Source organism: Bradyrhizobium sp. CCBAU 51765 (assembly GCF_015291725.1).
GTDB classification, from domain to species: Bacteria; Pseudomonadota; Alphaproteobacteria; order Rhizobiales; family Xanthobacteraceae; genus Bradyrhizobium; species Bradyrhizobium liaoningense.
Window position 1 is genome coordinate 4,165,232 of the sequence record NZ_CP030038.1, and the last position, 26,247, is coordinate 4,191,478.

Consider the following 26,247-nt stretch of genomic DNA (forward strand, 5'->3'; position numbering starts at 1 on the left):
GCGGGCCGCGCTGCAGGTCCGTTATGCATGCCGGCGGATGGCTCGCACGGGACCCGGTCGATGGGCTACATAGGATCCGGGGCTGAACGGCTTCGCCAGCGAAGAGATTGTAGAGATTTAAGGGTACGGCGCTCGATGACTTTCCACTCGATCTACGCTCACGGATTTGCGCGCGTGGCGGCCTGTGTCACCACGTCCCATGTCGCCGATCCCACGGCCAACGCCAAGGCTGTCCTGGCAGCGGCCGATGCCTGCCACGAGCAGTCGGCGGCGGTCGCGGTTTTCCCCGAGCTGTGCCTGTCTGGCTATGCGATCGAGGATCTGGTCAAGCAGGATCCGTTGCTCGATGCCGTCGAGCGCGGGCTCGCCGCGATCGTTGAAGCCTCCGCGGGGCTGATGACGGTCCTGATCGTCGGGGCGCCGCTACGCTTTGGTCATCGCATCTACAACTGCGCTGTCGTCATCCATCGCGGCAACGTCCTCGGCGTGGTGCCGAAATCTTACCTGCCGACCTACCGCGAGTTCTATGAGGGACGGCATTTCGCCTCCGGCGCCGGCATCGCCGGCGAGACGATCACCTTCGGCGGCCTGCAGGCCCCGTTCGGCGTGGATCTCCTGTTCGCCGCCGAGGACGTTCCGGGCCTCACTATCGGCGTCGAGATCTGCGAGGACATGTGGATCCCGGTGACGCCGGCTTCGGAGCTCGCGCTCGCGGGTGCGAGTGTTCTGATCAATCTTTCCGGGAGCCCGATCACGATCGGCCGTGCGCGCTCGCGCGCGCTGCTGTGCCAATCGACGTCGGCGCGCTGCCTCGCGGCCTACGTCTATTCGGCCGCCGGGGTTGGGGAATCGACCACGGATCTCGCCTGGGACGGCCAGACCTCGATCTTCGAGAACGGCGTGCTGCTGGCCGAGGGCGAGCGATTCCGCCAGGGCGGCCAGATCACGCTGGCCGACGTTGATCTCGACCTGCTCAGGCAGGAACGCGCCCTGATGGGAACGTTCGACGACAACCGCCGGCAGCGCGAGGCCTTCTACCGCAAAGTGACATTCGCGCTGAAGCCGCCAGCCGCTGACATCGGCTTCCTGCGCAAGGTCGAGCGCTTTCCGTTCGTGCCGAGCGACGAGAGCCTGCTCGAGCAGGACTGCTACGAGGCCTACAACATCCAGGTCGCCGGGCTGGTGCAGCGCATGCGCGCGACTGGTACCAAGCGCGTCGTGATCGGCGTATCCGGCGGGCTCGATTCCACCCATGCACTGATCGTGGCCGCCAAGGCGATCGATCTGCTCGGCCTGCCGCGCGAGAACATCCTGGCCTACACCATGCCGGGTTTTGCCACCGGCAGCGAGAGCAAGTCCCATGCGCTGGCACTGATGCAGGCGTTGCGGACGAGCTGGCAGGAGCTCGATATCCGCACCACCGCAACCCAGATGCTGAAGGACATCGGTCATCCCTTCGGCAAGGGCGAGAAGGTTTACGACGTCACCTTCGAGAACGTGCAGGCGGGCCTTCGGACCGATTACCTGTTCCGGCTCGCCAACCATCACGGCGGCATCGTCATCGGAACCGGCGATCTCTCCGAACTCGCGCTGGGTTGGTGCACCTATGGTGTCGGCGACCAGATGGCGCACTACAACGTCAATGCGGGCGTGCCGAAGACGCTGATCCAGCACCTGATCCGCTGGGTGATCGCATCCAGGCAGTTCAGCGACGACGTCAATCGGACACTTGGCTCGATCCTGGCCGCCGAAATATCGCCCGAGCTGGTGCCGGTGCAGCCCGGCGAGAAGCCGCAGAGCACGGAAGCGTCCGTCGGGCCTTACGAGCTGCAGGACTTCAACCTGTTCTACACGCTGCGCTTCGGCATGCGGCCGTCCAAGATCGCCTTCATGGCTTTCCAGGCGTGGAAGGACGTTGCCAAGGGCGAGTGGCCGCCAGCATTCCCGAATGATCGGCGCAAGGCCTATGATCTGCCGGAGATCTGCCGCTGGCTGGAAGTGTTCCTGCGCCGCTTCTTCGCGTTCAGCCAGTTCAAGCGCTCGGCCATGCCGAACGGGCCGAAGGTCTCGGCCGGGGGCTCGCTGTCGCCGCGCGGCGACTGGCGTGCGCCGTCGGATTCGAGTGCGGCCGCTTGGCTCGAGGATCTCGAAAGGAACGTGCCGGACTGATCGGCGCGGCCGATCGGCATTGTTGGGAGACGATCGATGTCGACCGGAGATGGGGCGCAAACGAGCGAGGAGGCCAAGGTCACCAACGGCCTCTACATCTTCGACATCGAAATGCGCGATGGCAAGCGCGGGCGGGCGAGAGGCGTGGTCGTGCTCTGCGACGGCCGCATCATGGGCGGCGACAGCTATTTTTATTACACCGGCAGTTACACCTTCCGGAACGGCAAGTGGCGTGGCGACTTGGTCGTCAACCAGCACACCGAGGCGGTCGGCAGGACGCTTGCATTCGGCGGCAGGGAGGTCACCTGCGGCTTTTCCGGCGACTATTTTCCCGGCGGTGCGGAAGTCGAAGGCATGGCACTGGTCGGCAAGACCAGCGTGACGTTCACGGCGCGACTGACTCTCAAGGATGCGATGTGAGCGCGGCCTGATCTGCTTACTAAACGCCACGTTCCTGCTCAGGAACCTTCGCTAGGACAGAACGTTCGCGTCTGTTGTTGCGAATTGTTGAGGAGAGGGACCATGCGTAAACACTTGATGCTATCGACTGCGGCCATCGGACTCATGCTCGCATCCGGTTTAGCCTACGCTCAGGCGCCGGGTGAGCGAAGGGACGAGCCGAAACGAACCGAGGAACCGGCGAAAGGCGCCGCGCCGCAGCGCGGTGGCCCCGCCCAAGGCGCTCAAGAGCGCGTTCAAGAACGTGCGCAGGGCGCTCAGGAGAGACTGCAGGGAGCGGGACGCGAGGACAAAGGCGGCGCGGCCAGGCGCGAGGCCGACGACGACAAGCGCCAGCCGCCCCCTTCTGCCGAGCGAGATCAACCGAAGGCGAAGGATCAGGCACGAGACGCTCGCGAACCTTCACGCGATCGCAACCGCGAGGCTGAGAGCGCGAAGCCGGGACGCGACAGCGGCAAGAGCAGCGCGGAGACGAAGCAGGACAAGTCAGCGCCGCAGAAATCAACGGCCGAGTCCGAGAAGTCCAGGACCGCTCCAACTGGCCAGCAGAACGAGCGCGCGGGAGCTGCGGCCAACCAGAACGAGCGCAACCAGGCTCAGCCGCCGCGCAATGCCGCCGAGCAACAGCAGCCAGCACAACAGACCAACCGGCCGACCACCGCGACGGATATGAGCCGGACGGCTCCGGCCGGCAATGCGCAGACCGCACCCGGCACATCGGGCACGCAGACCAATCAGGCCAATCAAGCCACCCAGACCAACACGCAGGTCAATCAGCAGGCCCAGGTGACGACCGAGAAGCAGGTGCGGATCTCCGAAACGATGAGCCGCACACGCCTCGCGCAGCCGGAGCGCAATCTGAACATTTCGATCCGGATCGGCGAGACGATTCCGCCGCGCGTGCGTCTCCACCGGCTGCCGCCCGAGATCGTCTCGATCGAGCCCGAATATCGGGACTACGAATATTTCGCAACGGACGACGAGGTGGTCATTGTCGAGCCCCGGACGCATCGCATCGTCAGCCAGGTGCCCCGCGATCCGTCGCGGGCGCGTGCACAAATGGGCGGCAGCGCCTCGTCGAGCATGGCGGCGGCCGGCGGAAGCCCTTTGAACTGCCAGATCATGCGGCGTGACGCCTCGGGCAATGTCGCCCAAGCGGAACCCTCGACCGTTGGCTCGACTGCGCGCACCGATTCCTTGAGCGTGACGGTCCAGATGCCCGACGGCGGCTCGTCCGCGCCGATCGCGCTCGGCGCTCCCGCGGGCAACATCGTGGTCGCAACGCAAGGGCAGGGCGACTGCACCGTGACGATCGAGCCGCAGACGCGCTGACTGCGACGACGCTGAAACGACAACGCGCCGCCCGGCAGAAACCAGCCGGGCGGCGCGATTGCGTTCGATGTCGAAAGTTTCGAGGTCCGGAGTGCCTAGGAGTCCGGACCTCGTCACCTTGCCCCAGCCTTAGATCCCCCGCCCCATGTGGTCCCCCAACCCCGAGGTGCGCGATCAGAAGGTGATGCCTCTTGAAGTGCCGCCGATCGATGTCGCGCGATGTACGCGAGATCTGGATAGGATTCAAATCCGGATCACTACGGACACGATCGAACTTGCTGCTGCGGGAATCTGCAGATGCCTGCATTGACGGCAGCACCGCTGCTCAACATCGTTGCTTGCAATGCGCAGGATGTCCACATCTCGTCAGCGCCGCCGAAGACACATTCACGGGCCTGTCATTGAACTGGTCTAGCGCTGCTCCCGTCATCGCCGACGGTCAAGGAGCAAGCCATGTCGAAGCCGGTGCTGGGCGCCGCATTGTCCATCAAATCGATCCCCGCGCATCGCGACTGGCTTCTCGAACGGCAGCGCGATCTCGAGATCCAGGATTTTTTCCGCGCCGATCTGCTCGACAGCGATTGGCGGAGCACGGCGGGCGAGATCAAGCAGATGCTTTCCGGCCATACCGGCCGGCTCGGCATCCACGGCCCGTTCTGGGGATTCAAGATCGACAGCCACGATCCGATGATCCGTCAGGCGGTGACCAAGCGCCTGCTTCAAGGGCTGGATGCCGCCGAGTTCCTCGGCGCGACGCAGATGGTGATCCACTCGCCGTTCACCACCTGGGATCACAACAATCTCGATCTCTATCCCGATAACCGCGGCAACATCGTCGAACGCGTCAAGGCGACGCTCGCCGAGGTGATTGCGCGCGCTGAAACCATCGGCTGCGAGATCGTCATCGAGAACATCGAGGACAAGGATCCGCGCGACCGTGTGCGCCTTGCCAGGGCGCTCGAAAGCAGCAAGGTCCGCGTCTCGCTCGACACCGGGCACGCCAACTACGCGCACATCTCCACCGGCGCGCCGCCGGTCGACTATTACGTCGAGACCGCCGGCGACATGCTCACGCACGTGCACCTCCAGGACACCGACGGCTTTGCCGACCGGCACTGGGCGCCGGGTGAAGGCAATATCCCGTGGGTGGCCGTGTTCCGCGCCCTTGGCCGCCTGACGTCAAATCCGCGGTTGATCCTCGAGCTCCGCAATCACGACGACGTCCGCGCCGGCGCCGCCCATCTCGCCGCGCTCGGCCTCGCCGAATAACCGTCATTACAAAGGGCAGGGTCATCATCATGAGCAAGCTTACCCGTCGCAGCATCCTGAAATCCGGCGGCGTTGCCGCGAGCACGCTGCTGCTCCCGCGCTTTGCGATCGCGCAAGGCGACAACCGTCCGTCGGTCACGATCGCCGTGCAGAAGGTCACCAACTCGAACGTGCTCGACGTGCTGCGCGAGCAGTCCAATGTCGGCGAGCGCGTATTCTTCTCCTCGGTCTGGGAAGGCCTGATCTCCAAGAACTGGCGTGGCAATCTCGAAGCCGTGCCCGGCCTTGCCACCGAATGGCGCCGCATCGACGATCAGACCGTCGAGGTGAAGCTGCGCCAGGGGGTCAAGTTCCACAATGGCGACGAGCTGACGGCGGACGACGTCGTCTTCACCTTCAGCCGCGAACGCATGTTCGGCGAGACCGAGGCCAAGAACCGATCCACCATCAAGGCGTTCGAGAAGGTCCCGACGCCGCGGCCGGGCAAAGAGCTGCCGCCGGATGTGCCGGCCGTCGCCCGCCGCATCTGGCCGGACCTCGTGCGCGTCGATGCCGTCGACAAGTACACCGTGCGCTTCTACAACGCGACGCCCGACGTCACCATCGAGGGCCGGCTGTCGCGCTACGGCTCCGACATCATGAACCGCCGCGCCTGGGATGAGTCCGCGAGCTATCTCGACTGGGCGCGCAAGCCGATCACCACCGGCCCCTACAAGGTCGTCGAGCTCAAGCCCGACGTCTCGCTCACGCTCGAAGCCCACGACGAATATTGGGGCGGCCGTCCGCCGCTCAAGCGCATCCGGTTCCTCGAAGTGCCTGAAGTCGCGAGCCGCATCAACGGCCTGTTGTCGGGCGAATACCAGTTCGCCTGCGATATCCCGCCGGACCAGATCGCCGGCATCGAGAAGAACGCCGCATTCGAAGTGCAGGGCGGCACCATCCTCAATCACCGCCTGACCGTGTTCGACAAGAATCATGCCGTGCTTGCCAATCCGCTTGTGCGGCGCGCGTTCACCCATGCGATCGACCGCCAGGCCATCGTCGACAGCCTGTGGGCCGGCCGCACGCGCGTGCCGAAGGGCCTGCAGTGGGAATTCTACGGTGACATGTTCAATGCCGACTGGAGCGTGCCCGCGTATGATCCCAAGCTTGCGCAGGATCTGCTCAAGCAGGCCAATTACAAGGGCGATCCGATTCCCTATCGCCTGCTCAACAATTACTACACCAACCAGGTCGCGACCGCGCAGATCCTGGTCGAGATGTGGAAGTCGGTCGGGCTCAACGTGCAGATCGAGACCAAGGAGAACTGGTCGCAGATCATGGAGCGTGGACCCGCGCGCGCCGTCCGCGACTGGTCGAACTCGGCCGCGTTCAACGATCCCGTATCCTCGCTGGTCGCCCAGCATGGGCCGAATGGCCAGCAGCAGCAGATCGGCGAATGGACCAATGTCGAGCTGAACAAGCTCTCGGAGTTCCTGGAGACCTCGACCGACCGCGCCGCGCGCAAGAAGGCGTTCCGCCGGATGCTGGAGATCGCCGAGCGCGAAGACCCCGCCTACACGGTGCTGCACCAGAACGCGACTTTCACCGCCAAGCCGAAATCGATCAAGTGGAAGGCATCTCCCGCCTTCGCGATGGATTTCCGCGTCGGCAATTTCGAGGCCTGACGTGCCGCAGCTGGTCAGCATTGCAGGCTTGAGCGTCGCCTTCGGCGGCGTGCCGGTCCTGCGCGGCGTCGATCTCGCCTTGGAGAAGGGCGAGGCTCTCGGCCTCGTCGGCGAGTCCGGGTCGGGCAAGTCGGTCACATGGCTCGGCGCGCTGGGCCTCCTGCCGCGCCATGCCCAGGTCTCCGGCTCGGTGCGGCTCGAGGGACGAGAGATCCTCGGCGCGTCGGCTGCCGAACTCGATCGCGTGCGGGGCGGACGCATTGCCATGATCTTCCAGGATCCGGCGAGCGCGCTCAACCCGGTGCTGACCATCCGCAAGCAACTCTGCGAAGCATTGGCCCTGCATCGTGATCTCCAAGGCAACGGCGTGAAGGCGGAAGCGCGCCGGCTGCTCGATCTCGTCGGCATTCCCGACGCAGGCCGGCGGCTCGAAGCCTATCCGCACGAATTCTCCGGCGGCCAGATCCAGCGCATCATGATCGCGATGGCGCTCGCCGGAAATCCCGATCTCCTGATCGCGGATGAACCGACGACGGCGCTCGATGCCACCATCCAGGCCCAGATCCTGGAGCTGCTCTCCACCGTCCGCCGCGAGCTCGGCATGGCGATGGTGCTGATCAGCCACGATCTCGGCGTCGTCGCCGAGAATTGCGACCGTGTTGCGGTGATGTATGCTGGCCGCATCGTCGAGCAGGCGCCCAGCAACCAGCTGTTCGCCGATCCCGTGCATCCCTATGCGCAAGGCCTCATCGGCGCGCTCCCGCCGCTCGATGGACCGCGTCGGCGTCTCACCGCCATTCCCGGGACGGTGCCTGATCCGGCGCACATGCCTGATGGCTGCGCCTTCGCGCCGCGCTGCACGCTGGCGGCCGAACCGTGCGGCCTTGCCGCTCCCAGCCTGGCGCCGATCGCGGATGACCGCAGCGTCGCCTGCATCCGCGCCGAGGCCTCGCGCCGCGCGCTGCTTGGGGTCGCGGCCGAATGAGTCCGCCGCTCGTCGAGGTGTCTGCGGTCTCGCGCAGCTATGCCATGCGTTCCGGAATGTTCGGCCGCAGCACGGCCGTGCACGCGGTCGATGGTGTGTCGCTCACGATCGCCAAGGGCGAGACGCTGGGGCTCGTCGGCGAGTCCGGCTCGGGCAAGTCGACCACGGGGCGTATCGTGCTCGGCCTCGAGCCGCCCGATGGAGGCGAGGTGCGCTTCCAGGGCAAGCCGATGGCTGCTCCCGGGACGGCCGCCTGGCGCGCGCAGCGGGCACGCATGCAGATGATCTTCCAGGATCCGCTCGGCGCGCTGGACCGGCGCCTGCCGGTGGCGACGCAAATCCGCGAGCCGCTGGACATTCATGGCCTCGGCACGCCCGCCGAGCGCGAGGATCGCGTCCGCGAGTTGCTGCGCGCCGTCGAGCTGACGCCGGCGCATGGTGCGCGCTATCCGGGCGCACTGTCCGGCGGCCAGCGCCAACGCATCGTGCTGGCGCGGGCGCTCGCCACCAAGCCTAATTTCTTGGTCTGCGACGAGCCGGTGAGCGCACTCGACGTCTCGATCCAGGCGCAGGTGGTGAACCTGCTCGCCGATCTGCAGGCCCAACTTTCGCTGACGCTGCTGTTCATCAGCCACGATCTGCGCGTCGTCAGGCAGATCAGCACTGTCGTTGCCGTGATGTATCTCGGCCGCATCGTCGAGATCGGCAGCGCCGACGACCTGTTCGCGCGGCCCGAGCATCCCTACACCCAGGCGCTGGTCTCCGCATCGCCGGCACCGGGCCGCCGCAGCGCCGGCCGCATCGTCCTGTCGGGCGATCCGCCGAACCCGGCGGCACGGCCGAGCGGCTGCGCCTTCCACCCGCGCTGCCCGCGCGCCATCGCGCGCTGTGCGAGCGAGGTGCCGGCACTCGCGGCCGTCGGCGGCAACAGGCAGGTCGCCTGTCATCTCGTCGCGGGCGCCGCGACACGGGACGCAGCCTGATGGGACGCTATTTCGCCATTCGGATCGGGCGCGCGGCGCTGACGATCGTGCTCGTCGTCACCTTCGCCTTCGTCGTGCTTCGCCTCTCCGGCGATCCCGCGCTGATGATTCTGGGGCCGGAGGCGCCGCCCGAGGTGCTGGCCGCCTTCCGCAAGGCCTGGGGCCTCGATGATCCCATCTGGTTCCAGTATCTCGATTACTTCGGCGCCATCGCCAAGGGCGAGCTCGGCCGCTCCATGCGCGATGGCCGGCCGGCGATCGAGCTGGTGCTGGAGCGGATTCCAGCAACGCTGGCGCTGACCTTGCCCGCCTTCTTCTTCAAGGTCGCACTCGGCGTTCCCGCCGGCATCTACGCCGCGCTGCATCGCGGCTCCGCGATCGACCGCGCCGTGATGATGACGGCGGTCGCCGGCTTCACGGTGCCGAGCTTCGTGCTGGCGCTGCTGCTGGTGCTGGTCTTTGCCGTGCAGCTCGGCTGGCTGCCGTCGGGCGGGCAGGACAGCTGGCGCCACGCCATCCTGCCGATCGCAACCCTTAGCCTTGGCGGCGCTGCGGTGCTGGCGCGCTTCACCCGCAGCGCGATGCTGGAGGTGCTGGGCCAGCCCTATATCCGGACCGCCTCGGCCAAGGGCGTGCCGTGGCGCAGGGTGGTGACGTCGCATGCGCTGCCGAATGCGGCGATCCCGACCGTCACCATTCTCGGCTTCATGGTGGGCACGCTGATCGCGGGCGCGGTCGTGGTCGAGAGCGTGTTCGCCTGGCCGGGGGTAGGGCGCCTGCTCGTGGTCGCCGTCGCCAATCGCGATCTCGCGGTCGTGCAGTGCATCCTGTTGTTGGTCGCGATGACCATGGTGACGTCCAACCTGATCGTCGACTTCGTCTACGGCTTCCTCGACCCGCGGCTGCGCACCAAGGGAGCGCACGCATGACCGACGCCACGTTGAAGGATACCGCCTTGCGGCGCCGCATCAGCCTGCCCGCCATCCCGGTCTCGGTCGCGCTCGCGGTCGGCTGGATCGTCGCGATGCTGGTGATCGCGGCATTCGCGGAAAAGATCGCGCCTTACGGCTTCACCCAGCTCGATCTGCGCAACCGGCTGGCGGCGCCCGGCAATGCCGCGCACTGGCTGGGCACCGATGAGCTCGGCCGGGACGTGCTGTCGCGGCTTCTGGTTTCCATCCGTATCTCGCTGCTGATCGCCTTCGGCGCCACCGCGATCTCGGCGATCGTCGGCACAACGCTGGGCTTCCTCGCCGCGCATTTCCGTGGCGCCGTGGAGCAGCTCGTGCTGATGCTGACCGACTTCCAGGCCAGCATGCCGTTCCTGATCATGGCGCTGGCCGTGCTCGCCTTCTTCGGCAATTCGCTGCCGCTCCTGATCGGCCTGATGGGCATGTTCGGCTGGGAGCGCTATGCTCGCATCGCGCGGGGCCTGGCCATCTCCGCCAATGCGCAAGGCTATGCGGCGGCGGTGCGCCAGCTGGGGGCGACGCCGTCGCGGATTTATCTCCGCCACATCCTGCCCAACATCGCCTCGACCCTGATCGTCTCGACCACGCTGGTCTTCCCCGAGGTGATCCTGATGGAATCCGGGCTGTCCTTCCTCGGCCTGGGCGTGCAGCCGCCAATGACCAGCCTCGGCAACATGGTCGGCTACGGCCGGGAATATCTGACCAGGGCGCCCTGGATCATGCTGGCGCCGGCCGCCACGATCGTCGTCACCACGCTGGCGGTCTCCGTGATCGGCGACTGGCTGCGCGACCGGCTCGATCCGACGCTGCAGTAAATGCTCCGTCATGGCCGCCTGTGCCCACGCGCCGGGAGCAGGGGAGCCCTGTCATGTCCAAGTTCCCGTTGCACCCGCCCATCCCGTGCGCTATCCGGCCGGAAAGGCCTGAGGCGGCTCCACATTTTCCCGCCCGGTCCCCAAACCCGAGGACGGAAACCGCCATGCCAGCCTATCGCTCCCGCACCACCACCCACGGCCGCAACATGGCGGGCGCCCGCGGCCTCTGGCGCGCCACGGGCATGAAGGACGCCGATTTCGGCAAGCCGATCATCGCGGTCGTCAACTCCTTCACCCAGTTCGTGCCCGGCCACGTGCACCTGAAGGACCTCGGCCAGCTCGTGGCCCGCGAGATCGAGCAGGCCGGCGGCGTTGCCAAGGAATTCAACACCATCGCGGTCGACGACGGCATCGCCATGGGGCACGACGGCATGCTCTACAGCCTGCCATCGCGCGAGCTGATCGCCGACAGCGTCGAGTACATGGCCAACGCGCACTGCGCCGACGGCCTCGTCTGCATCTCCAATTGCGACAAGATCACGCCCGGCATGCTGATGGCTGCGCTGCGCCTCAACATCCCCGCCGTGTTCGTCTCGGGCGGCCCGATGGAGGCCGGCAAGGTCAAGCTGCAGGGCAAGACCAAGGCCGTCGACCTCATCGATGCCATGGTCGCCGCGGCCGATTCCAAGGTCAGCGACGACGACGTCAAGGTGATCGAGCGCTCGGCGTGCCCGACCTGCGGCTCGTGCTCCGGCATGTTCACCGCCAACTCCATGAACTGCCTGACCGAGGCGCTGGGCCTCGCGCTGCCCGGCAACGGCTCGGTGGTCGCCACCCATGCCGACCGCAAGCGCCTGTTCGTCGAGGCCGGCCACACCATCGTCGATCTCGTCCGCCGTTACTACGAGCAGGACGACGCCAGCGTGCTTCCGCGCAACATCGCCAACTTCAAGGCGTTCGAGAACGCGATGACGCTCGACATCGCCATGGGCGGCTCGACCAACACCGTGCTGCATCTCCTGGCCGCGGCCCATGAAGGGCAGGTGGCGTTTACTATGCAGGACATCGACCGGCTGTCGCGCCGCGTGCCCGTGCTGTGCAAGGTCGCGCCGTCGGTCGCCGACGTGCATGTCGAGGACGTGCACCGTGCCGGCGGCATCATGGGCATCCTGGGCGAGCTCGATCGCGCCGGGCTGATCGATACCTCGGTCTCGACCGTGCACGCGCCGACCATGAACGAGGCGCTGGAGCGCTGGGACATCAAGCGCACCAAGAGCGAGGCGGTGCGGACCTTCTATCGCGCCTCGCCCGGCGGCATCCCGACGCAAGTCGCGTTCAGCCAGGAGCGCCGTTACGACGAGCTCGATGCCGACCGCGAGAAGGGCGTGGTGCGCGACCTCGCGCATGCCTTCAGCAAGGACGGCGGTCTTGCCGTGCTCTACGGCAACCTCGCGCAGGACGGCTGCATCGTGAAGACCGCCGGCGTCGACGCCTCGATCCTGAAATTCTCCGGCCCCGCGCGCGTGTTCGAAAGCCAGGACGCCGCGGTCGAAGGCATCCTGGGCGGCAAGGTCATCGCCGGCGAGGTCGTGGTCATCATCTACGAAGGCCCACGCGGCGGCCCCGGCATGCAGGAGATGCTGTATCCGACCAGCTACCTGAAATCGATGGGCCTCGGCAAAGCCTGCGCGCTCGTCACCGACGGACGCTTTTCCGGCGGCTCGTCCGGCCTGTCGATCGGCCATCTATCACCGGAAGCCGCCGAAGGCGGCAACATCGGCCTGGTCCGCACCGGCGACATCATCGCCATCGACATTCCAAACCGCAGCATCACGCTGGAGGTCTCCGACGAGGAGCTTGCCGGCCGCCGCGCGGCGGAAGAGGCGAAGGGCGATGCCGCCTGGCAGGCGACGGGCCGCAAGCGCAACGTCTCGACCGCGCTGCAGGCTTACGCTGCGCTCACCACCAGCGCCGCACGCGGCGCGGTGCGCGAGGTCAAGCGCCGCTCGAACTGAGCGCACGCCGCGTTTGCGCGGCACGCAGATGGTCAACGAGTTCTGAACGGCCGGCGAAAGCCGGCTGTTAGCATTAAGGATGCCTCGACGAAGTTCGGCAGCCGAGGATTTTGCGGCGTATACTGCGGCGACCTTCGCAAATCCATTTCGGGCAACTGGGGCACCGCTACAATGTCTCGTACTTTTGCTGTCGTTTTCTCCACGGCCGTGGCCGCGATCTCCTTGACGGGCGCAGCCTCTGCCGGCTGCTACAATTGCTACACCCCGCCGCCGTGCACCACCTGCTATCAGCAGCAATACGTGCCGCCGCAATACCGCACGGTCGACGAGACCGTGATGGTGTCGCCGGGCTCCGTGGTCGCGCACCGCACGCCGGCGCAGTACCGCACCGTGATGGTGCCGCAGACCGTGATGGTCGCGCCGCCTAGCGTCCAGTACGAGCGCATCCCCCCGCAATACGCCACGCGCCAGCGCGTCGAGATGGTCTCGCCGGGCTATTCCTACTACGCCCCGGTCCAGATGGGCTGCGCGTCCTGCGGCTACTGAGCCGACACGGAAGAGCATCACGCGGCGCTCCCTCGAGGGCGCCGTTTTCTTTTCCGGTGCTGCTTCAGAGCGCGAACAGGCAGAACTTCCGTGATCGCCGGCACAATCGGATCGTTGACACGGATACGCCCGATCCGCAGGCCGCGGAAACAGCAACGCCGCCTGCTTGAAATATGGCAGGCGGCGTTGCTCCAGCCCCAGGGAGGGAAATGCAAAATCCCCGGTTGAAGGTAGGTCTGCATGACGCGTGCCAAGGTTCATGTGCCAGCCTGGGACAGCCGTCGAGCCGCCAACCCGCTGCGAATTGCCGGTTGTTCGTGGGAGCTGCCGTATTTGGGGGATCTACGCACTGTTTCCATCGGCCGCTGGCGACGGCCGGATGTTGATCTGCCTCAATGCTGAGACGACGTGTTCAAGAACGGGATTGCCTCGCCTCGGCTGCTCGGCAACCGATCCAATCGGCTGCGAGGCGCCGCAGTGCCTCCTTGCCGACCTCATCAGTTGCGGCCGCCGTCTGGCGTGGACGGCCTCTGTGACTTCAGCGCCGTGCACAGCCATCAACAAGACGACGAGGTGCCGCTCACGCGGTGCACATTGATCGACATCAAGTTCAAGAGACGTATGTCTACTGGATTGAAAGCGTTGACATCTTGCAGCACGTCCTCGATTCGCAATCGACCGCAGATGCGTGTTGGCACGGCGGTCGGAAATCGCATTGAGGAAGGTGCAGCTTCTTCTCGCAGCAATGCGCGCTCTCCGCACTCCCGGTTTGCGAGTGTGGAAGGCTCTTGATTCTCAGTCGCGCGGAGGACTTTGATGCGTCGGTCGTCCAGCTGGTTTCGCTTGTTGTGCAATTGTTCCGGCATTCCAAGGAGGCCCCCCGGAGACGGCTGCGTGAGATTTGCCGCGCGTGAGAATCCATCGCCCGGATCTCGCCATCTACAGCCAGACCGAAGTAGCGTCCTTCGGGTGGGATCCGACCTGGAATAACCCGAATATCGTCACCAACGACTGGGGACCGTTCCATCTGATGGAAGCGGTCGAAGCGCGGATTGCCAACTATGGCGGGGTTGTCGGACTCGCGGTCGGCGCAATCGTGGGTGTGATTGCAGGGGTCGCGGTTGCTGCAGCGATTGGCTGCGAAACTCCGATCCTCTGCCTGCTGGCGCTCCTCGCTGCAATCATTGTAGCAATCGTCTGCGCGATCCTCGGCGCCATTGCGGGCGGGCATGCGGGCAAGGCCGCCGGCGAGGACGAGCCTGACGTATTCGAGGAGGCTGGAGCCTCCACGGTCGGAGAGCTGGTCACCTTTTGGGGCAATCTGGCGACCAGAAGATTTTCTGGTTTGTGGACGAGGCGGCTACTCACGGAATGGCAGCCACAACGCAGAGCAACCCGTACTGCTACTGCGAGATCGACGACGAACTCCCGGTGGGTGCCGACGGCGGCTGCTCCGAGATCTATTGAGCTGCCGACAACAACACGTGCCGCTGCTCGCGGTCGCGGACCTTTGCGGGCGGTTTGATCAATCTCAATGCGGGCGCACCCGGCCGGGCTACGAAACGGCATTCGTGTGGAGGCGGCTTCCATGACGCTGAGATCGAAGACCTTCGAATGGCAGCGAGTGTCACTCCTGGCCTTCGCCGCTGCGACCGCCGCCATCTCCAACGTTCGACCGGCGAAGGCGGATTACACCCGAAGCTGCACGGCCATTCTCGAGGTGCGTCCGTCAGGCACCAGCACCGCGCGCAAAGCCTATCGGTGGTCGGTGCGCAACACGGTCACGCATTACTACCAAGTCAATGAGGCACGGCGGGAGGCGCGGCGCGCGATCACCTCCTGCGTACGGGCCCATTGGGATGCTCGCGACGTCGCTGCCGTACCGTATGCTTGCCAATCGCACGACAGCCTCGAAGTCCAAGACTATCCCTTCGTGAATCTCCCGGAAAGGCTTCATACCGACCTCTGCGCCGCTCGCCCGACTGACTACGCCCAGGACGTCGATCTCGTGCTGTTCATCGAAGGCGAACGCGGCTGCGTGGTCGACGGCGGCAACATTAATCCCGCGACAAGGGTCAACATCGCGAGCGGCTATCACATAAGTTGTCCGGTGCCATCGGGCGAAGGATGGGCGTGCATCGGCGAGGACTGCCACGCACCCCTGCCAGGCATCCGCCTTCCGGGCCATGACATCAGCCACAGTGAGATTCCGGGTCAGGATTGGCGCCGCTGCCGCCAGCTGTGCCGGGACACGGCCGCCTGCCGTGCGTGGACCTGGCGGCGGGCGGGCAGTTCGGGAGCGGGCTCTGCCGAGAACTGTTTGCTCAAGAGTGCGGCGGGCGTGCGGGTTCGTGATAGCTGCTGCCATTCCGGGATGAGGGACTAGGCTTTTGGGCGACAATCGGCGCAACTTGAAGGCCAATCCCGTGGTGCTGGCTTATGCGCGGAAAGTCGCGACGTGCCCGGTGTCCGGTACTGATCTCGGAGACCATTCGCGTGCGCTGACATCTGGACTTGCGCTGCATACATCAGCGACCGAGCGGACGCCTTTGCTCCGTCGTCCAGGAAGAGAAGTCGCCCGCATTCACATGTCCGTTCCCAACCCACAGGTTTCGCCCGCTGCTTGCTTCGAGGAGTTTTGAAGCTGGACGACAAGATGTCGGGGACCCCGAACGCCTTGGGAGCGGGCATCCTCGGAGCTTGAGCATTGAGCATGTTGGGCTCAGATGATCGCAAATTCAGTTCGGTCGCCTTGCGTTCAACGCCGCCATTGGCTAAGTGCTCGATCCCGTTGACAGGGAAGGGTGGCCGAGTGGTTTAAGGCACCGGTCTTGAAAACCGGCGTGCCCGCAAGGGTACCGTGGGTTCGAATCCCACCCCTTCCGCCAAAAAATCAGCAAGATCAGGTGTTTGAGCTGAGCTCTACCTGCCGACGCACAAGTGAAGGTACAATCGTTTCGGTACGGCCATGACAGCGGTTGATATCGTCGCATGGCTTCTGCCGGTGGTGATGTGCTGTCAATCACATCAGGTTGGACTGGGTAAAACGAGCCCGCTTCATGGTCCACCATCAAGGCTACCACCGACCAGCATGCGCGTCTTGAGACGCGCAAGATGCCGTTCATCGGGTATTCAGCGCCTCCGTCATACGTTGTGCGGAGGGAGACGGATCATGATCATTAGTGTTGCCGCGGCTGCGCTCGCCTTTCACCTCGGGACCTCGGTGGCACAGGACATTTCACCCGAGATTCAGACTGTCCAATACCATGTCCCCGTGAGGCCGCCTCCGTGCGGCCACGGTTGGGATGTGAGCGCCCGTGACGGCATGTGCTATCCAAACGGGTACCTTCCTCCTCAAGAACAGGCTGCGCGGCAGTACTACTATCGCGGTGGTGGAGGTTACGGCAGATATCGTGTTCCCTGTGGTCACGGCGCAGACGTCGATGTTCGAGACGGTCAATGCTACCCCAACGGTACGGTCCCGCCGCAGTTTCAGCAGGGTCGACAGGGGTACTATGGCTACGACGACTATGAACGCCGCCCCAGACGCCGCTATTATTGAGAAACCGCGCCAGCGGTGAACTGGCGGGCCTCGACTTCAGCTCTTCGTATCAGCGCCCTTCAGCGCATTCCACGCGGCTTGGTTTGCTTGATCGAACGCCTTCCGGGATTCGGCAAGCGCGGCGCTCAGGACTGACCAGGATTCGCTGCCGGCCTGCTTCAGCTTCTGCAGACGTGCTTCCGCTTCGGACGCGTCGGACTTCATCTGCTTGAGTGCGGCATCGACGTCGGCGGTGCGCGCCGTAGTCACTTTGCCCGCTGCCTCGCGGAATTTGTCCGCCGCTTCGCGCCAGGCCTTGGCCTGTGCCGCCGCAACGTCCTTGAACGTGGCCTGCTGCTGCTCGAGCTGTTTGCCAGCGTCTTCGAAGAAGGTCTTCATTTGGGCTTCGAATCCAGCCCATTGCTTCTCGAGATCCGTCTTGGCACCGGCCCAAGCGGCTTCGCCCGCCTCCGCCTGGGTCTTGAGCTGGGCCTGAAACTCATCGCGACGCTTCTTCAGGTCGGACAGGAATTGATCGGTCTTGACCTTGGATTCAGTCTTGGCTTGGCCGGCCTTGACCTCGAAGGAAGCCAACGCGGCATCCATTTCGTCGATCCGCTCCTTGGCCCAGTTGAGGTAAAAATGCATGCTGCTCTGCTGTGACATGGCCGCCTCCGTTGACTTGCAAAATCAGAATTCCAGAGTTCGGGCTTGCTCGTATTGACCTGTCTCAATGACCTTGCGGTCTGAAGCGCTCGCGAATGGTGACGTACTTCTTCATACTGCAAAGGGGGAAAAGCGCGTCAGGAACGCTATCGAATTCGAGAGATTGGATCCCGACAGGAAGCTTCACAGCGGGCAACGCATGTTCTTCTTTTTCTCGAACCGGCTGGGATGTCTCGGCTCGCTGCTGATCTCCGGCTTGATCACTGTGGCGCTGCTGTTCCTGTTCGGGATACTCCGGTTTTGATCCTCAGCGCGTGGGTCCAAGGCTGCGCCCGCGCCGGAGGGACGGCAGAAGCTGGAAGGTCTGCCTTTGCGCTCCGAACCGCGATCGTGGGAACCCCTTGGGCATCCAACGCGTTTAGACGCGAATGCGAATTGCGAGGTCCAGCTGCTTCAGAGTTCATCGACCCTGATCCCCGGCAACACCGTCTGGCGGCGGTGCGAAGCGCGGCGTGTGGCGGTTCTGAACGATGCTGCCGCTTATTTCGCGGCCCTGCGGGAGACGCTGCTGGAGGCGCAAGATCTCGTCTATATCGTCGGGTGGGACATCCACAGTGAAACCCAGCTGGTCGGAGCTTCCGGACGAGCCGATGATGGCTTGCCGGAACAGCTCGGCCCGTTCCTGCGCGCGCTGGTTCAACGCCGGCCCGCCTTGCGCATCAACATTCTCGTCTGGGACTTCGTCTCCTTTTATGCCTCCGAAAGGGAGTGGAATTCCGCGGCAAAATTTACCGCCGGAACAGATGGCCGCGTCCGGTTTCATCTGGACTCCACGCTTCCGTTTGGTTCGGCCCAACACCAGAAGATCGTCTGTGTCGACGGTTCACTGGCGTTCGTCGGCGGGCTCGATCTGACGATCAGGCGCTGGGACACGAGTGACCATCGCGCCGATCACGCATTGCGCTGCGACCCCCAGGGGAAGCCATACCTGCCGTTTCATGACGTCCAATGCATGGTCGACGGGGATGCCGCAGTGTTGCTGTTCGAACTCGCGGAGGCACGCTGGCGTGCGGCAGGTCAACAGAGGCATGATCGGCGTGCGCTGAAGAGCGTTCGGTGGCCGACCAATGCGCCGGTCGAGGCCGAGCACTTGCCCGTCGGTATCGCCAGGACCGAGGTGGCCTGTCCAGCAGGTTCGACCATCAGGGAGGTCGAGCGTTCCCTGATTGCAGCGATCCGGTCTGCGACGAGCTTCATCTACATCGAAAATCAGTTCACCAGCGCCACCAGGATCGCCCGCGAATTGGCGGAGCAGATGCGTCGCGTGCCATCGCTTCGGGTTCTGGTGGTCGCTCCGAAGTTGCATTCCTCGTGGTTGGAATCCCAGGCCATGCAGAACGGCCGCGGCGCATTCATCGACTGCTTCGGTGCGGCTGGGGTCGCAGATCGCATTCGCTTTCTCTATCCGGTCTCACGCAGCGGAAATATGGAAGCTGCCGTGATGGTGCACAGCAAGCTCATGATCGTCGATAACAGGATATTGAGAATCGGCTCGGCTAACCTTAACAATCGGTCGATGGGGGCCGATAGCGAATGTGACCTCATTTTCGAGGCCGCATCCGAGGAGCATCGGGATTTCATCGCCTCGGTTCGCCATCGCTTGATCGCCCATTTCTGCGGTCTCGAAGAACAGACCCTCGCGCAAAATGAGGATCGGCTTCTTGCTCTCATCGACGACATGTCGAGAGGTGATGGGACGAAGACGCTGCGGAAAGTGGAGTCCTCGGGTTTGACCAGTACACTGGCCACGATGGTTCAGCCGGTGGCGGACCCTGAGGGGCCTCTTCATTTGGAGCGAGCGGCATCTCGCATGTGGACCACGAAGACGATAATCGGGATCATATCGATCGCCCTGGCGCTTCTTGGGCTGGCGCTGGCCTGGTCGTACACATCCTTGAGCGATTTCGCCGATGAAGGCCGCATTTCGACGCTCCTCTCTACCTATTCGCAATCCATCTGGGGACCATTCTTCGCGATCGCAGCGTTTGTCATCGGCGGACTGGTCGTGTTTCCGATTCTCGTCCTCATTGCCGCAACTGCGGCTGCACTCGGGCCATGGCTGGGTTTCTTCACTGCAATGGCTGGCGCCTTGCTCAGCGCCCTTGTCCTTTTCTCGATCGGACGGGTACTCGGCCGGGAACGCCTCCAGCATCTGCTTGGACGACGCGCAGCACGCATCCAGGAACGGATTGTAGGCAGAGGCATTCTGGCCGTCGTCGTCATCAGGATGATTCCCGTCGCGCCGTACTCGATCGTGAATGTCGTCGCCGGTGCGAGCACGTTGCCGCTTCGAGACTTCATGGTTGGAACGCTGCTGGGTATCACGCCCGGGATTCTCGCGATGGCTGTCCTGGGAGCTCAGATCGCAGATCTGGCCAGGAATGCGTCCTGGAGCAACGTTTTGCTGCTCGCACTGGCGTTTCTGGGCTGGCTCGGGTTCTGCGCGGGCGCACAATTCCTCGCGACCTGGCTCGCCGGGAGGCGCTGATGGCGCCGATGCGCTTCATGACATGGAATGTGCACGGCACGTTCAGTCTCAATCCGAAATTCAATCTGGAGGGTGTTTGCTCCATCATTCGCAAGTGGTCGCCGGATGTCGTCGCGCTCCAGGAGGTGGATTCCCGATCCCGGTCAGACGATCCGTTTGGGAAGCTCGCGAGTGTGGTCGGCGATCATCGCGTCCACGCCAAGTCGATCGTCACGGAGGACGGTGACTACGGTCAGATGCTCCTGAGCCGCTTTCCGTTCTCCGGCGTGCCGGAGATCGTCGACGTGTCGTATCGGGAGCGGGAGCCACGCAGAGCGATTGCCACGGGATTGCTGACGCCTCTTGGCGACGTCCGCGTGGTCGCGACTCATCTCGGCCTGAGTATCCACGAGCGTTATGCGCAGGCTCAGGCCCTGGTGAGCCTGGTGAAGCCTGGAAGAACTGTCGTCCTCGGCGATTTCAACGACTGGTTCTGGGTGAAATCGGTACGCCGCGTGCTCGCGCAGGCCTGCCCCAACCGTACGCGGCTGCGAACCTTCCCGGCGCGCTTACCCTTGCTTCGGCTCGACCGGATCTATGCAACGGGCGATAGCCGGTTCGGGAAAGTCTGGACCGACGACGAGGCGAGGGCCTATTCGGACCATTTGCCTGTGATCGCGGACATCGAGATCTGATCTGCCGGCGCCCGTTTCAATTCTCCTCTCGCCGTGAGGCCAAGAAGGGGAACCCGGTCAGACGATGGTCCGAGGGACGAACGGGCTCTTGCGCCCTTAAAAAAGCGTTGTCGCAGCAGGACTTATCTACTGTGCATGGGGTTGTTTTCGCAAATCTTCATGCATGAGCCTATGCCCTTCAACGGGACCATACGGAACTTTTGCCTTGCCGCCGCGTTCATTTGGCATGACTGAAGACCTTTCCTTTCGACGCAAACCCCTGACCCCCGAACAGCGCCAGGCGCGCGATGCGGCACGCCGGATCGAGGCCGAGAAGGCCATGCGCGACCATGAAGCAGCGCAGAAGGCGTTTTACGCCAACAAGGAACGGCTGAGGGCCGAGCGCTTGGCACGTGAGGCGGCGGCGCCAAAGGGCTGAGCGGACGCGCTTGCTGCCCGATCTTTGAAGCGTTTCTCCAGGCGGCCCTTTTGGCCGCTTGTGTCAGTTGGACACTCAGGGCCAGCTTCAGCGTCAGGACGGCCTCTGCCAAGGCCCGCGGCGCGCCGCTTCGGCCGCGCTGCGACAATCGTCGGCGACTTTCAGCAGTTCGTTTTCTACGCATCGCCAGCCTGGCCGGGTTGATTGGCCCGGGGGCGGTGCGTTCCGTCTACCCGCGTGCATCGGCAGGCTTGACGGCGTTCGGCTTCCGGGAGGAAGCTTCAAATGATCCCAAACTGACCTGAAGCACGGAGACCTTCGCTCCCAGCAAGTCCGATCCTCATCAGCGAACCAGAATGGAGCTGACCATGACCACGTTCGACAAGCGCGAGCAGGGCTTTGAAGCCAAATTCGCTCACGACGAGGAGTTCATGTTCAAAGCCGCCGCGCGGTCCAACAAGCTGCTCGGGCTGTGGGCCGCAGGCCAGCTCGGGCTCAGCGGCGATGCCGCGGCAAGCTACGCGACCGCGCTGGTGACGGACCATCTGGAGAGCCGGACGATCGACGATATCGTCGGCAAGGTGTCAGGCGATCTCGCAGACAAGGGCGTCGTGCGTGAGCAGGTCGCTCTTAAGCTTCAGGAGTATATGCACCAGGCCGTTCAGCAGCTCCAAGCAGAATCCTGAGCGTGTGCAACTGGCGCTCATAGCTCCATGTGGACGATTTCGATGGGCTCGCCGCCGAGCCCGTGAGAGAATTGCCCTCTGCCCGTGCTCCTGAATCCGTATCGTCGGTAGAATGCCTCGGCGTTGATTGTGGCTTCAAGACGGATCGGTCCGTCATGGCCGAGCCGCGCCTGGGCGACGCCGATGTCGAGCAGCCGCTGACCGAGCCCGGAACCGGCCGCTTCGGGCAGCACGAACAGACGGGTGACCTCGCCGGGCTCCGCATCGACGAAACCGACGACGATCCCGTTGCGAAGGCTGACGGTCATTCGCCCCCTGGCGATGAGATCCTCGTAGAACCGGGGTGTGCGGTCGCCCATCCAGTTCTCGATCTGGGCCTGCGAATAGCACCCACGCGACAGACCCGCGATCGAGGCTCTGGTGATGTTGTATACCGTTTCCGCATCGTCGGGACGGGCGGTTCTGAAAGACACCTCACTATCGGCTGGCATGAAACCTCTCAGGCAGGCGGTGGATTGCAGGCTGCGCGGGCGGTCCTTCACTCCACACTTTTGCGCATCCCGGACTCGCTGAGCTTGTCGACATAGGCAATGCCGATCGCCGAGACCACGAAGGTGAGGTGGATCAGCACCTGCCACATCACGCCGGTTTCGGTGAAGCCGGCGCGGTTGGAGCCGAGATTACCGGCCTCGATGAAGGTGCGGAGCAGTGCGATCGAGGAGATGCCGATGATGGCCATTGCGAGCTTGATTTTCAGGACGCTCGCATTGACGTGGCCGAGCCATTCCGGCTCGTCGGGATGGCCCTGGAGGTCGAGCCGCGAGACGAACGTCTCGTAGCCGCCGACGATGACCATCACGAGCAGGTTGGAGATCATCACGACGTCGATCAGTGCCAGCACGCTCATCATGACCTGCTGCTCGGTGAGGTCGAGGGCGTGCCAGGAGAGGTGCCAGAGCTCCTTGAGGAACAGCGCGATGTAGACGCATTGCGCCACGATCAGCCCGAGATAGAGCGGCAATTGCAGCCAGCGCGAGCCGAAGATGATCGTCGCCAGCAGGCCGAGCCGCGGCGAAGGCGGGCGGGGGCCAGTTCTGGTTTCGGGCTCAACCGACATTCAGGCTGCAATCTCGCATGGGACGATCTCGCCGTCATGTACCTCGACGAGATGGCCGGCGTAAGACGCGACGCGCCGGTGCCGCTTTCCATGGACAGTGCTGTTTCGTGCTACCTTGCCGACCGGCCGCCGGGTGACGGCCGGCGAGCTGGAGGTGGGAAGTGTCTCGGAGCAGCCTTTGCAAGTGGTCCGGCGCAGTTGCATGCGCGGGGGCCGTGCTGGTTGGCGCAGGCGGTGCCGAGGTCTCGGCGACGCCGCTGACGCCGTTTCGCTACGAGGCGCAGGCGCAGCGTCATTGCCCGCATGACAGGGTGGTCTGGCTCGACTTCAGGAAAGGCGTCTACTACCGCAAGGGTCAGAAGCGTTATGGCCAGGGATTCGAGGGCAGCTTCGTCTGCCAGAGCGAGGCCCGCGACGGCTTCTATCGCCGTTCACTGCTGGGTCTGCGCTGAGCCACGTGATCCAAGCTTGCCGACGCGCCGGCTATTTCTGCGCCGGCAGGTTGATCGGCACGTGCGGGCAGGTGCTGATGATCCGGGGACTTCCATCCGGACAGGTGCGGTCGCCGCGGATCAGGGATTCCAGAACCAGGAAGAATTTCTCGGCAAGCATCTGCGTCACCCTCGTTGGTGATGGCTCTCGCAATTGGTCGAGGCGCCGAACGCAGAAATTCAATCAACTGAATGGGAGCGGGACAGTGGCGCTTGCTGCGCCACGGTGGAGCTATGTTTGGAGATCGGAAGCAGGCCCCTCAGGCAAATGCCAGGGCCACGAGGCTCGAGCAGAGCAGCACCAGGCCGCCCGCGGTCAATGCCAGGAAACCATCGGATACGAGGTCATGGTTGCGCATGGGACACCTGCTGCTCTCGTCTACGATGCTCGGTCGGATCCATCAAAATCGTCCGAACGGGCCGCCTTGAAACTTGAAAGAGGTGACGCTTATCGCCCGCGCGAGTGCCTTTAGGCCCTCGTGCGGTAACCTTCGAACGCATGGGCCAGGAAGATCCCCGCGCTTACCAGACCCATCAGTGCCGAAACCGTCTCGATCATCGTTAAATTCCAATCCGCCCCTGCCAGCCGAGAAGACGCGTGCGGCCTTGCACAGTCAAAAGAATTTCGGTGAGCGCCGCGACAATGGGGGTGGGGTGAGGATTTGGCGCAACAGCTTGTCCAGCGGTGGCACAGAGCAGGGCGCCCAGGTTCCGTAGATCAGCGGGAGAAGCGAACCTGCCGTTTACCATGTCGGCGTGATCGCTGTGGGCTCCCCATTTCCGCCGTGTTCGGGTTGCGTTATCCTTACTACTTCCGACGCGGTGGTGGGCCGCCTTGGAATCACAGGACCGGATGGCGCTCTCCGTTACCAAAGCGGGTTGGGTACGCCTCCGGCGGAATGGTATTTTGGGGCGCATGGGGATCCGACGGTCAGATTCGGTTTTGCGGGCCGCGCGCGGTGTTGCGGCGGTCGCGACCTGCGTCGCGCTCGCCAATTGCGCCTCGTCCAACAAATTCGCCAGCCGCGTCGATCCGAAATACGGCGTGTCCTCGAGCCCCCGGGTGGTGGCCTGGGGCGAACCGGTCCCGAAGGGCGGCGGCACCTACCGTGTCGGCAAGCCCTATGTCGTGGCAGGCCGGACCTACGTGCCGGAGGAGGACGTCAACTACCGCGCCGAGGGCATGGCGTCCTGGTACGGCGACGATTTCCACGGCCGTTTGACCGCCAACGGCGAAGTGTTTGACATGACCTCGCTGACTGCGGCGCATCCGACCCTGCCGATGCCGTCTTACGCGCGGGTGACCAATATCTCGAACGGCAAATCGCTGATCGTCCGCGTCAATGATCGCGGGCCCTATCACGGCAATCGCCTCATCGACGTCTCGAACAAGGCTGCCGAACTCCTTGAATTCAAAGGCAATGGTGTCGCCAAGGTCCGCGTCGAATATGTCGGCCGGGCGCCGCTTGAAGGCTCCGACGACCGCCAGCTGATGGCCACCTTGCGCACCGGCGTTCCGGCACCGTCGCCCTCGATGGTCCGCGTCGCCTCGGCAAAGCCGTTCGTGCCGGAGCTGCCGTCATCGAGCCGCGGCTCCATCCGCGGCGAGGTCCCGATGCCGGAAGGACGCCCCTACAGTCTCGGCAACACCTCGGCCGACATGGCATCGCTCAATGCGACCTCGGAAATGTCGGCCTCGAGCCGCGGCCGGGGTCGAGCGCTCCAGAACGCCCGCGCGGTGTCCTATGACGAGGACCGCCGCGACCTCGCCGAGAGCGCGCGCTCATCGGATGGCGCCGCCGAGGCGCGCAACATCCTGAGCGGCCGCGGGCTCTACTGAGCCGCGCTCGCCGTCAGGAATTTCACCAGCGCCGCGTTCACCTCGTGGGGCCGCTCCTGCTGCACCCAATGGCCGGCGCCCTCGAGGATCAGCCTGCCCTTGAGATTGGGCAGCACCCGCTCGAGCTCGTTGACGCGCTTGGCGCCGATCAGGCCGGTGATCACCGCGTCTTTTGAGCCTGCGATGAAGAGGGAAGGCTGGTGGATCTGTGCGTCCTGCCAGGGCGCGGTCAGCTCCCAGTTGCGGTCGATGTTGCGGTACCAGTTCAGCCCGCCGCGGAAGCCGGACTTGCGGAAGGCTTCGGTGAAATAGGCCAGATCAGTCTCGCTGAGCCAGCCGGGCAGCGGCTCCTCGGCGCCCGCATGGCCGAGAAAGCCCTTGCCCTCCTGCACGAACATGGCCGCGGTCGGATCGGCGAGGCCGCGTCCGCCGAGCACGATGCGCATGGTGCGGGCGACGTCGCGCTCGAGCTCGGCCTCGGCGACGCCCGGTGTTTGGAAATACTGCCAATAGAAATTGGTCACGCCACCCTGGCGCAGCAAATCGAGCGGCCTGCCGCGCCCGCGGAACGGTGGCGGCACGCTGAGGCCCGCGACCGCCGTGAAGATGTCGGGCCGGAACAACGCCGCGTGCCAGGCGACCGGGGCACCCCAATCGTGGCCGACCACCATCGCCCTGGTCTCGCCGAGTGCCTGGACGAGGCCGACCACGTCGCCGACCGTATCGAAGATCGAATAGGCCGCAACATCAGGCGGCGCCGCGCTCTGGCCGTAGCCGCGCATGTCGGGCGCGACGACGTGAAAACCGGCCTCGGCGAGCGCGGGGATCTGGTGGCGCCAGGAGTAGGACAGTTCCGGCCAGCCATGACACAGAACCACCAACGGTCCCTGGCCGGCTTCGCGGACGAACAGCTCGACCCCGTTGGCCTTGATCATGCGGGTTGAGGACATTCGCTTTTCCGCCTTGTTTCAGGGGTTTGGTCGGGAAATATGAGATGCCACGATAGGGGCGCGAGGAGAATCGTGCAATCTCACGGGCAAGCATCCAACCGCGTG

General features: G+C 64.4%; 25 protein-coding genes and 1 tRNA gene. 21 read left to right on the top strand and 5 right to left on the bottom strand.

What is annotated here, in order from left to right; translation table 11 throughout:
- Window positions 1-135 precede the first annotated feature (135 nt).
- From XH96_RS20040 to XH96_RS20105, 14 genes are all read left to right on the top strand, one after another.
- Window positions 136-2,169: an NAD(+) synthase gene (locus XH96_RS20040; protein WP_194393940.1), complete on the top strand. Its 2,034-nt coding sequence runs from the start codon at window positions 136-138 to the stop codon at window positions 2,167-2,169.
- 36 nt (window positions 2,170-2,205) lie between these two features.
- The gene (locus tag XH96_RS20045) at window positions 2,206-2,589 is read left to right on the top strand and encodes a GrlR family regulatory protein (protein WP_194393941.1); all 384 of its coding nucleotides are present in this window, start codon (window positions 2,206-2,208) and stop codon (window positions 2,587-2,589) included.
- A 102-nt stretch (window positions 2,590-2,691) separates the two neighbouring features.
- A complete protein-coding gene (locus XH96_RS20050) occupies window positions 2,692-3,960 on the top strand; it encodes a DUF1236 domain-containing protein (RefSeq protein WP_194393942.1) in 1,269 nt (422 codons plus the stop codon).
- A 453-nt stretch (window positions 3,961-4,413) separates the two neighbouring features.
- Entirely contained in the window at window positions 4,414-5,229 is an 816-nt protein-coding gene (locus XH96_RS20055) for a sugar phosphate isomerase/epimerase (RefSeq protein ID WP_194393943.1), read from the top strand.
- A 29-nt stretch (window positions 5,230-5,258) separates the two neighbouring features.
- Window positions 5,259-6,896: an ABC transporter substrate-binding protein gene (locus tag XH96_RS20060; protein ID WP_194393944.1), complete on the top strand. Its 1,638-nt coding sequence runs from the start codon at window positions 5,259-5,261 to the stop codon at window positions 6,894-6,896.
- 1 nt (window position 6,897) lies between these two features.
- Complete coding sequence (locus tag XH96_RS20065) at window positions 6,898-7,881, top strand: ABC transporter ATP-binding protein (protein ID WP_194393945.1); 984 nt, start codon at window positions 6,898-6,900, stop codon at window positions 7,879-7,881.
- The gene (locus tag XH96_RS20070; protein WP_194393946.1) at window positions 7,878-8,864 is read left to right on the top strand and encodes an ABC transporter ATP-binding protein; all 987 of its coding nucleotides are present in this window, start codon (window positions 7,878-7,880) and stop codon (window positions 8,862-8,864) included. The genes XH96_RS20065 and XH96_RS20070 overlap by 4 nt, the downstream gene beginning before the upstream one ends.
- Window positions 8,864-9,793, top strand: coding sequence for an ABC transporter permease (locus tag XH96_RS20075; protein WP_194393947.1), 930 nt, complete (start codon window positions 8,864-8,866; stop codon window positions 9,791-9,793). Before XH96_RS20070 ends, XH96_RS20075 begins: the two co-directional genes overlap by 1 nt.
- Window positions 9,790-10,650 (top strand): ABC transporter permease, encoded by an 861-nt coding sequence (locus tag XH96_RS20080; RefSeq protein WP_194393948.1) that lies wholly within the window; start codon window positions 9,790-9,792, stop codon window positions 10,648-10,650. The genes XH96_RS20075 and XH96_RS20080 overlap by 4 nt, the downstream gene beginning before the upstream one ends.
- A 164-nt stretch (window positions 10,651-10,814) precedes the next feature.
- Window positions 10,815-12,665: a dihydroxy-acid dehydratase gene (gene ilvD / locus XH96_RS20085; protein ID WP_194393949.1), complete on the top strand. Its 1,851-nt coding sequence runs from the start codon at window positions 10,815-10,817 to the stop codon at window positions 12,663-12,665.
- Window positions 12,666-12,836: 171 nt separating this feature from the next.
- A complete protein-coding gene (locus tag XH96_RS20090) occupies window positions 12,837-13,211 on the top strand; it encodes a hypothetical protein (protein WP_194393950.1) in 375 nt (124 codons plus the stop codon).
- Window positions 13,212-14,121: 910 nt separating this feature from the next.
- Window positions 14,122-14,736 carry a hypothetical protein gene (locus XH96_RS20095; RefSeq protein WP_194393951.1) on the top strand — a complete coding sequence of 205 codons (615 nt, stop codon included), beginning with the start codon at window positions 14,122-14,124 and terminating at the stop codon, window positions 14,734-14,736.
- Between the two features lie 63 nt (window positions 14,737-14,799).
- The gene (locus XH96_RS20100; protein WP_194393952.1) at window positions 14,800-15,597 is read left to right on the top strand and encodes a PAN domain-containing protein; all 798 of its coding nucleotides are present in this window, start codon (window positions 14,800-14,802) and stop codon (window positions 15,595-15,597) included.
- 412 nt (window positions 15,598-16,009) lie between these two features.
- A tRNA-Ser gene (locus XH96_RS20105) sits at window positions 16,010-16,099 on the top strand.
- Between the two features lie 710 nt (window positions 16,100-16,809).
- Here XH96_RS20105 and XH96_RS20110 read toward each other — a convergent pair.
- Window positions 16,810-17,418, bottom strand: coding sequence for a hypothetical protein (locus XH96_RS20110; protein WP_194393953.1), 609 nt, complete (start codon window positions 17,416-17,418; stop codon window positions 16,810-16,812).
- A gap of 67 nt (window positions 17,419-17,485) precedes the next feature.
- Between XH96_RS20110 and XH96_RS20115 the strand changes: the two genes are divergently transcribed.
- From XH96_RS20115 to XH96_RS20135, 5 genes are all read left to right on the top strand, one after another.
- Window positions 17,486-17,722 carry a hypothetical protein gene (locus tag XH96_RS20115; protein ID WP_194394436.1) on the top strand — a complete coding sequence of 79 codons (237 nt, stop codon included), beginning with the start codon at window positions 17,486-17,488 and terminating at the stop codon, window positions 17,720-17,722.
- Between the two features lie 210 nt (window positions 17,723-17,932).
- Window positions 17,933-19,966: a VTT domain-containing protein gene (locus tag XH96_RS20120; RefSeq protein WP_194393954.1), complete on the top strand. Its 2,034-nt coding sequence runs from the start codon at window positions 17,933-17,935 to the stop codon at window positions 19,964-19,966.
- Complete coding sequence (locus tag XH96_RS20125; protein ID WP_194393955.1) at window positions 19,966-20,640, top strand: endonuclease/exonuclease/phosphatase family protein; 675 nt, start codon at window positions 19,966-19,968, stop codon at window positions 20,638-20,640. The genes XH96_RS20120 and XH96_RS20125 overlap by 1 nt, the downstream gene beginning before the upstream one ends.
- A 226-nt stretch (window positions 20,641-20,866) precedes the next feature.
- On the top strand, window positions 20,867-21,058 hold the full coding sequence (locus XH96_RS20130; protein WP_061881641.1) for a hypothetical protein: 192 nt from the start codon (window positions 20,867-20,869) through the stop codon (window positions 21,056-21,058).
- A 368-nt stretch (window positions 21,059-21,426) separates the two neighbouring features.
- Complete coding sequence (locus tag XH96_RS20135) at window positions 21,427-21,744, top strand: DUF1476 domain-containing protein (RefSeq protein ID WP_194393956.1); 318 nt, start codon at window positions 21,427-21,429, stop codon at window positions 21,742-21,744.
- 17 nt (window positions 21,745-21,761) lie between these two features.
- Here the strand turns inward: XH96_RS20135 and XH96_RS20140 are convergent, their stop codons facing one another.
- Together XH96_RS20140 and XH96_RS20145 are read right to left on the bottom strand one after the other, a co-directional pair.
- Entirely contained in the window at window positions 21,762-22,235 is a 474-nt protein-coding gene (locus tag XH96_RS20140; protein ID WP_194394190.1) for a GNAT family N-acetyltransferase, read from the bottom strand.
- 47 nt (window positions 22,236-22,282) lie between these two features.
- A complete protein-coding gene (locus XH96_RS20145; RefSeq protein WP_194393957.1) occupies window positions 22,283-22,861 on the bottom strand; it encodes a TIGR00645 family protein in 579 nt (192 codons plus the stop codon).
- Window positions 22,862-23,022: 161 nt separating this feature from the next.
- Here XH96_RS20145 and XH96_RS20150 point away from each other — a divergent pair, with 161 nt between their 5' ends.
- Window positions 23,023-23,313, top strand: a complete 291-nt coding sequence (locus XH96_RS20150; protein ID WP_194393958.1) for a hypothetical protein — start codon at window positions 23,023-23,025, stop codon at window positions 23,311-23,313.
- 31 nt (window positions 23,314-23,344) lie between these two features.
- On the opposite strand, the gene XH96_RS39650 is transcribed toward XH96_RS20150, so the two are convergent.
- Window positions 23,345-23,473 (bottom strand): hypothetical protein, encoded by a 129-nt coding sequence (locus tag XH96_RS39650; protein WP_256439367.1) that lies wholly within the window; start codon window positions 23,471-23,473, stop codon window positions 23,345-23,347.
- Between the two features lie 795 nt (window positions 23,474-24,268).
- On the opposite strand from XH96_RS39650, the gene XH96_RS20155 reads away from it, so the two are divergent.
- Window positions 24,269-25,192 (top strand): septal ring lytic transglycosylase RlpA family protein, encoded by a 924-nt coding sequence (locus XH96_RS20155; protein ID WP_194393959.1) that lies wholly within the window; start codon window positions 24,269-24,271, stop codon window positions 25,190-25,192.
- Here the strand turns inward: XH96_RS20155 and XH96_RS20160 are convergent.
- A complete protein-coding gene (locus tag XH96_RS20160; RefSeq protein ID WP_194393960.1) occupies window positions 25,186-26,142 on the bottom strand; it encodes an alpha/beta fold hydrolase in 957 nt (318 codons plus the stop codon). The two genes, XH96_RS20155 and XH96_RS20160, sit on opposite strands and share 7 nt — an antisense overlap.
- Window positions 26,143-26,247 lie beyond the last annotated feature (105 nt).

What these genes read in the sequence shown, in the direction of transcription:
- ilvD (WP_194393949.1), top strand. Translation starts at nt 10,815, where the DNA reads ATGCCAGCCTATCGCTCCCGCACCACCACCCACGGCCGCAACATGGCG.
- XH96_RS20110 (WP_194393953.1), bottom strand. Translation starts at nt 17,418, where the DNA reads ATGTCACAGCAGAGCAGCATGCATTTTTACCTCAACTGGGCCAAGGAG.
- XH96_RS20145 (WP_194393957.1), bottom strand. Translation starts at nt 22,861, where the DNA reads ATGTCGGTTGAGCCCGAAACCAGAACTGGCCCCCGCCCGCCTTCGCCG.
- XH96_RS39650 (WP_256439367.1), bottom strand. Translation starts at nt 23,473, where the DNA reads ATGCTTGCCGAGAAATTCTTCCTGGTTCTGGAATCCCTGATCCGCGGC.
- XH96_RS20045 (WP_194393941.1), top strand. Translation starts at nt 2,206, where the DNA reads ATGTCGACCGGAGATGGGGCGCAAACGAGCGAGGAGGCCAAGGTCACC.
- XH96_RS20070 (WP_194393946.1), top strand. Translation starts at nt 7,878, where the DNA reads ATGAGTCCGCCGCTCGTCGAGGTGTCTGCGGTCTCGCGCAGCTATGCC.
- XH96_RS20080 (WP_194393948.1), top strand. Translation starts at nt 9,790, where the DNA reads ATGACCGACGCCACGTTGAAGGATACCGCCTTGCGGCGCCGCATCAGC.
- XH96_RS20135 (WP_194393956.1), top strand. Translation starts at nt 21,427, where the DNA reads ATGACCACGTTCGACAAGCGCGAGCAGGGCTTTGAAGCCAAATTCGCT.
- XH96_RS20155 (WP_194393959.1), top strand. Translation starts at nt 24,269, where the DNA reads ATGGGGATCCGACGGTCAGATTCGGTTTTGCGGGCCGCGCGCGGTGTT.
- XH96_RS20040 (WP_194393940.1), top strand. Translation starts at nt 136, where the DNA reads ATGACTTTCCACTCGATCTACGCTCACGGATTTGCGCGCGTGGCGGCC.
- XH96_RS20090 (WP_194393950.1), top strand. Translation starts at nt 12,837, where the DNA reads ATGTCTCGTACTTTTGCTGTCGTTTTCTCCACGGCCGTGGCCGCGATC.
- XH96_RS20125 (WP_194393955.1), top strand. Translation starts at nt 19,966, where the DNA reads ATGGCGCCGATGCGCTTCATGACATGGAATGTGCACGGCACGTTCAGT.
- XH96_RS20075 (WP_194393947.1), top strand. Translation starts at nt 8,864, where the DNA reads ATGGGACGCTATTTCGCCATTCGGATCGGGCGCGCGGCGCTGACGATC.
- XH96_RS20140 (WP_194394190.1), bottom strand. Translation starts at nt 22,235, where the DNA reads ATGCCAGCCGATAGTGAGGTGTCTTTCAGAACCGCCCGTCCCGACGAT.
- XH96_RS20160 (WP_194393960.1), bottom strand. Translation starts at nt 26,142, where the DNA reads ATGTCCTCAACCCGCATGATCAAGGCCAACGGGGTCGAGCTGTTCGTC.
- XH96_RS20060 (WP_194393944.1), top strand. Translation starts at nt 5,259, where the DNA reads ATGAGCAAGCTTACCCGTCGCAGCATCCTGAAATCCGGCGGCGTTGCC.
- XH96_RS20130 (WP_061881641.1), top strand. Translation starts at nt 20,867, where the DNA reads ATGACTGAAGACCTTTCCTTTCGACGCAAACCCCTGACCCCCGAACAG.
- XH96_RS20050 (WP_194393942.1), top strand. Translation starts at nt 2,692, where the DNA reads ATGCGTAAACACTTGATGCTATCGACTGCGGCCATCGGACTCATGCTC.
- XH96_RS20055 (WP_194393943.1), top strand. Translation starts at nt 4,414, where the DNA reads ATGTCGAAGCCGGTGCTGGGCGCCGCATTGTCCATCAAATCGATCCCC.
- XH96_RS20115 (WP_194394436.1), top strand. Translation starts at nt 17,486, where the DNA reads ATGACCTTGCGGTCTGAAGCGCTCGCGAATGGTGACGTACTTCTTCAT.
- XH96_RS20100 (WP_194393952.1), top strand. Translation starts at nt 14,800, where the DNA reads ATGACGCTGAGATCGAAGACCTTCGAATGGCAGCGAGTGTCACTCCTG.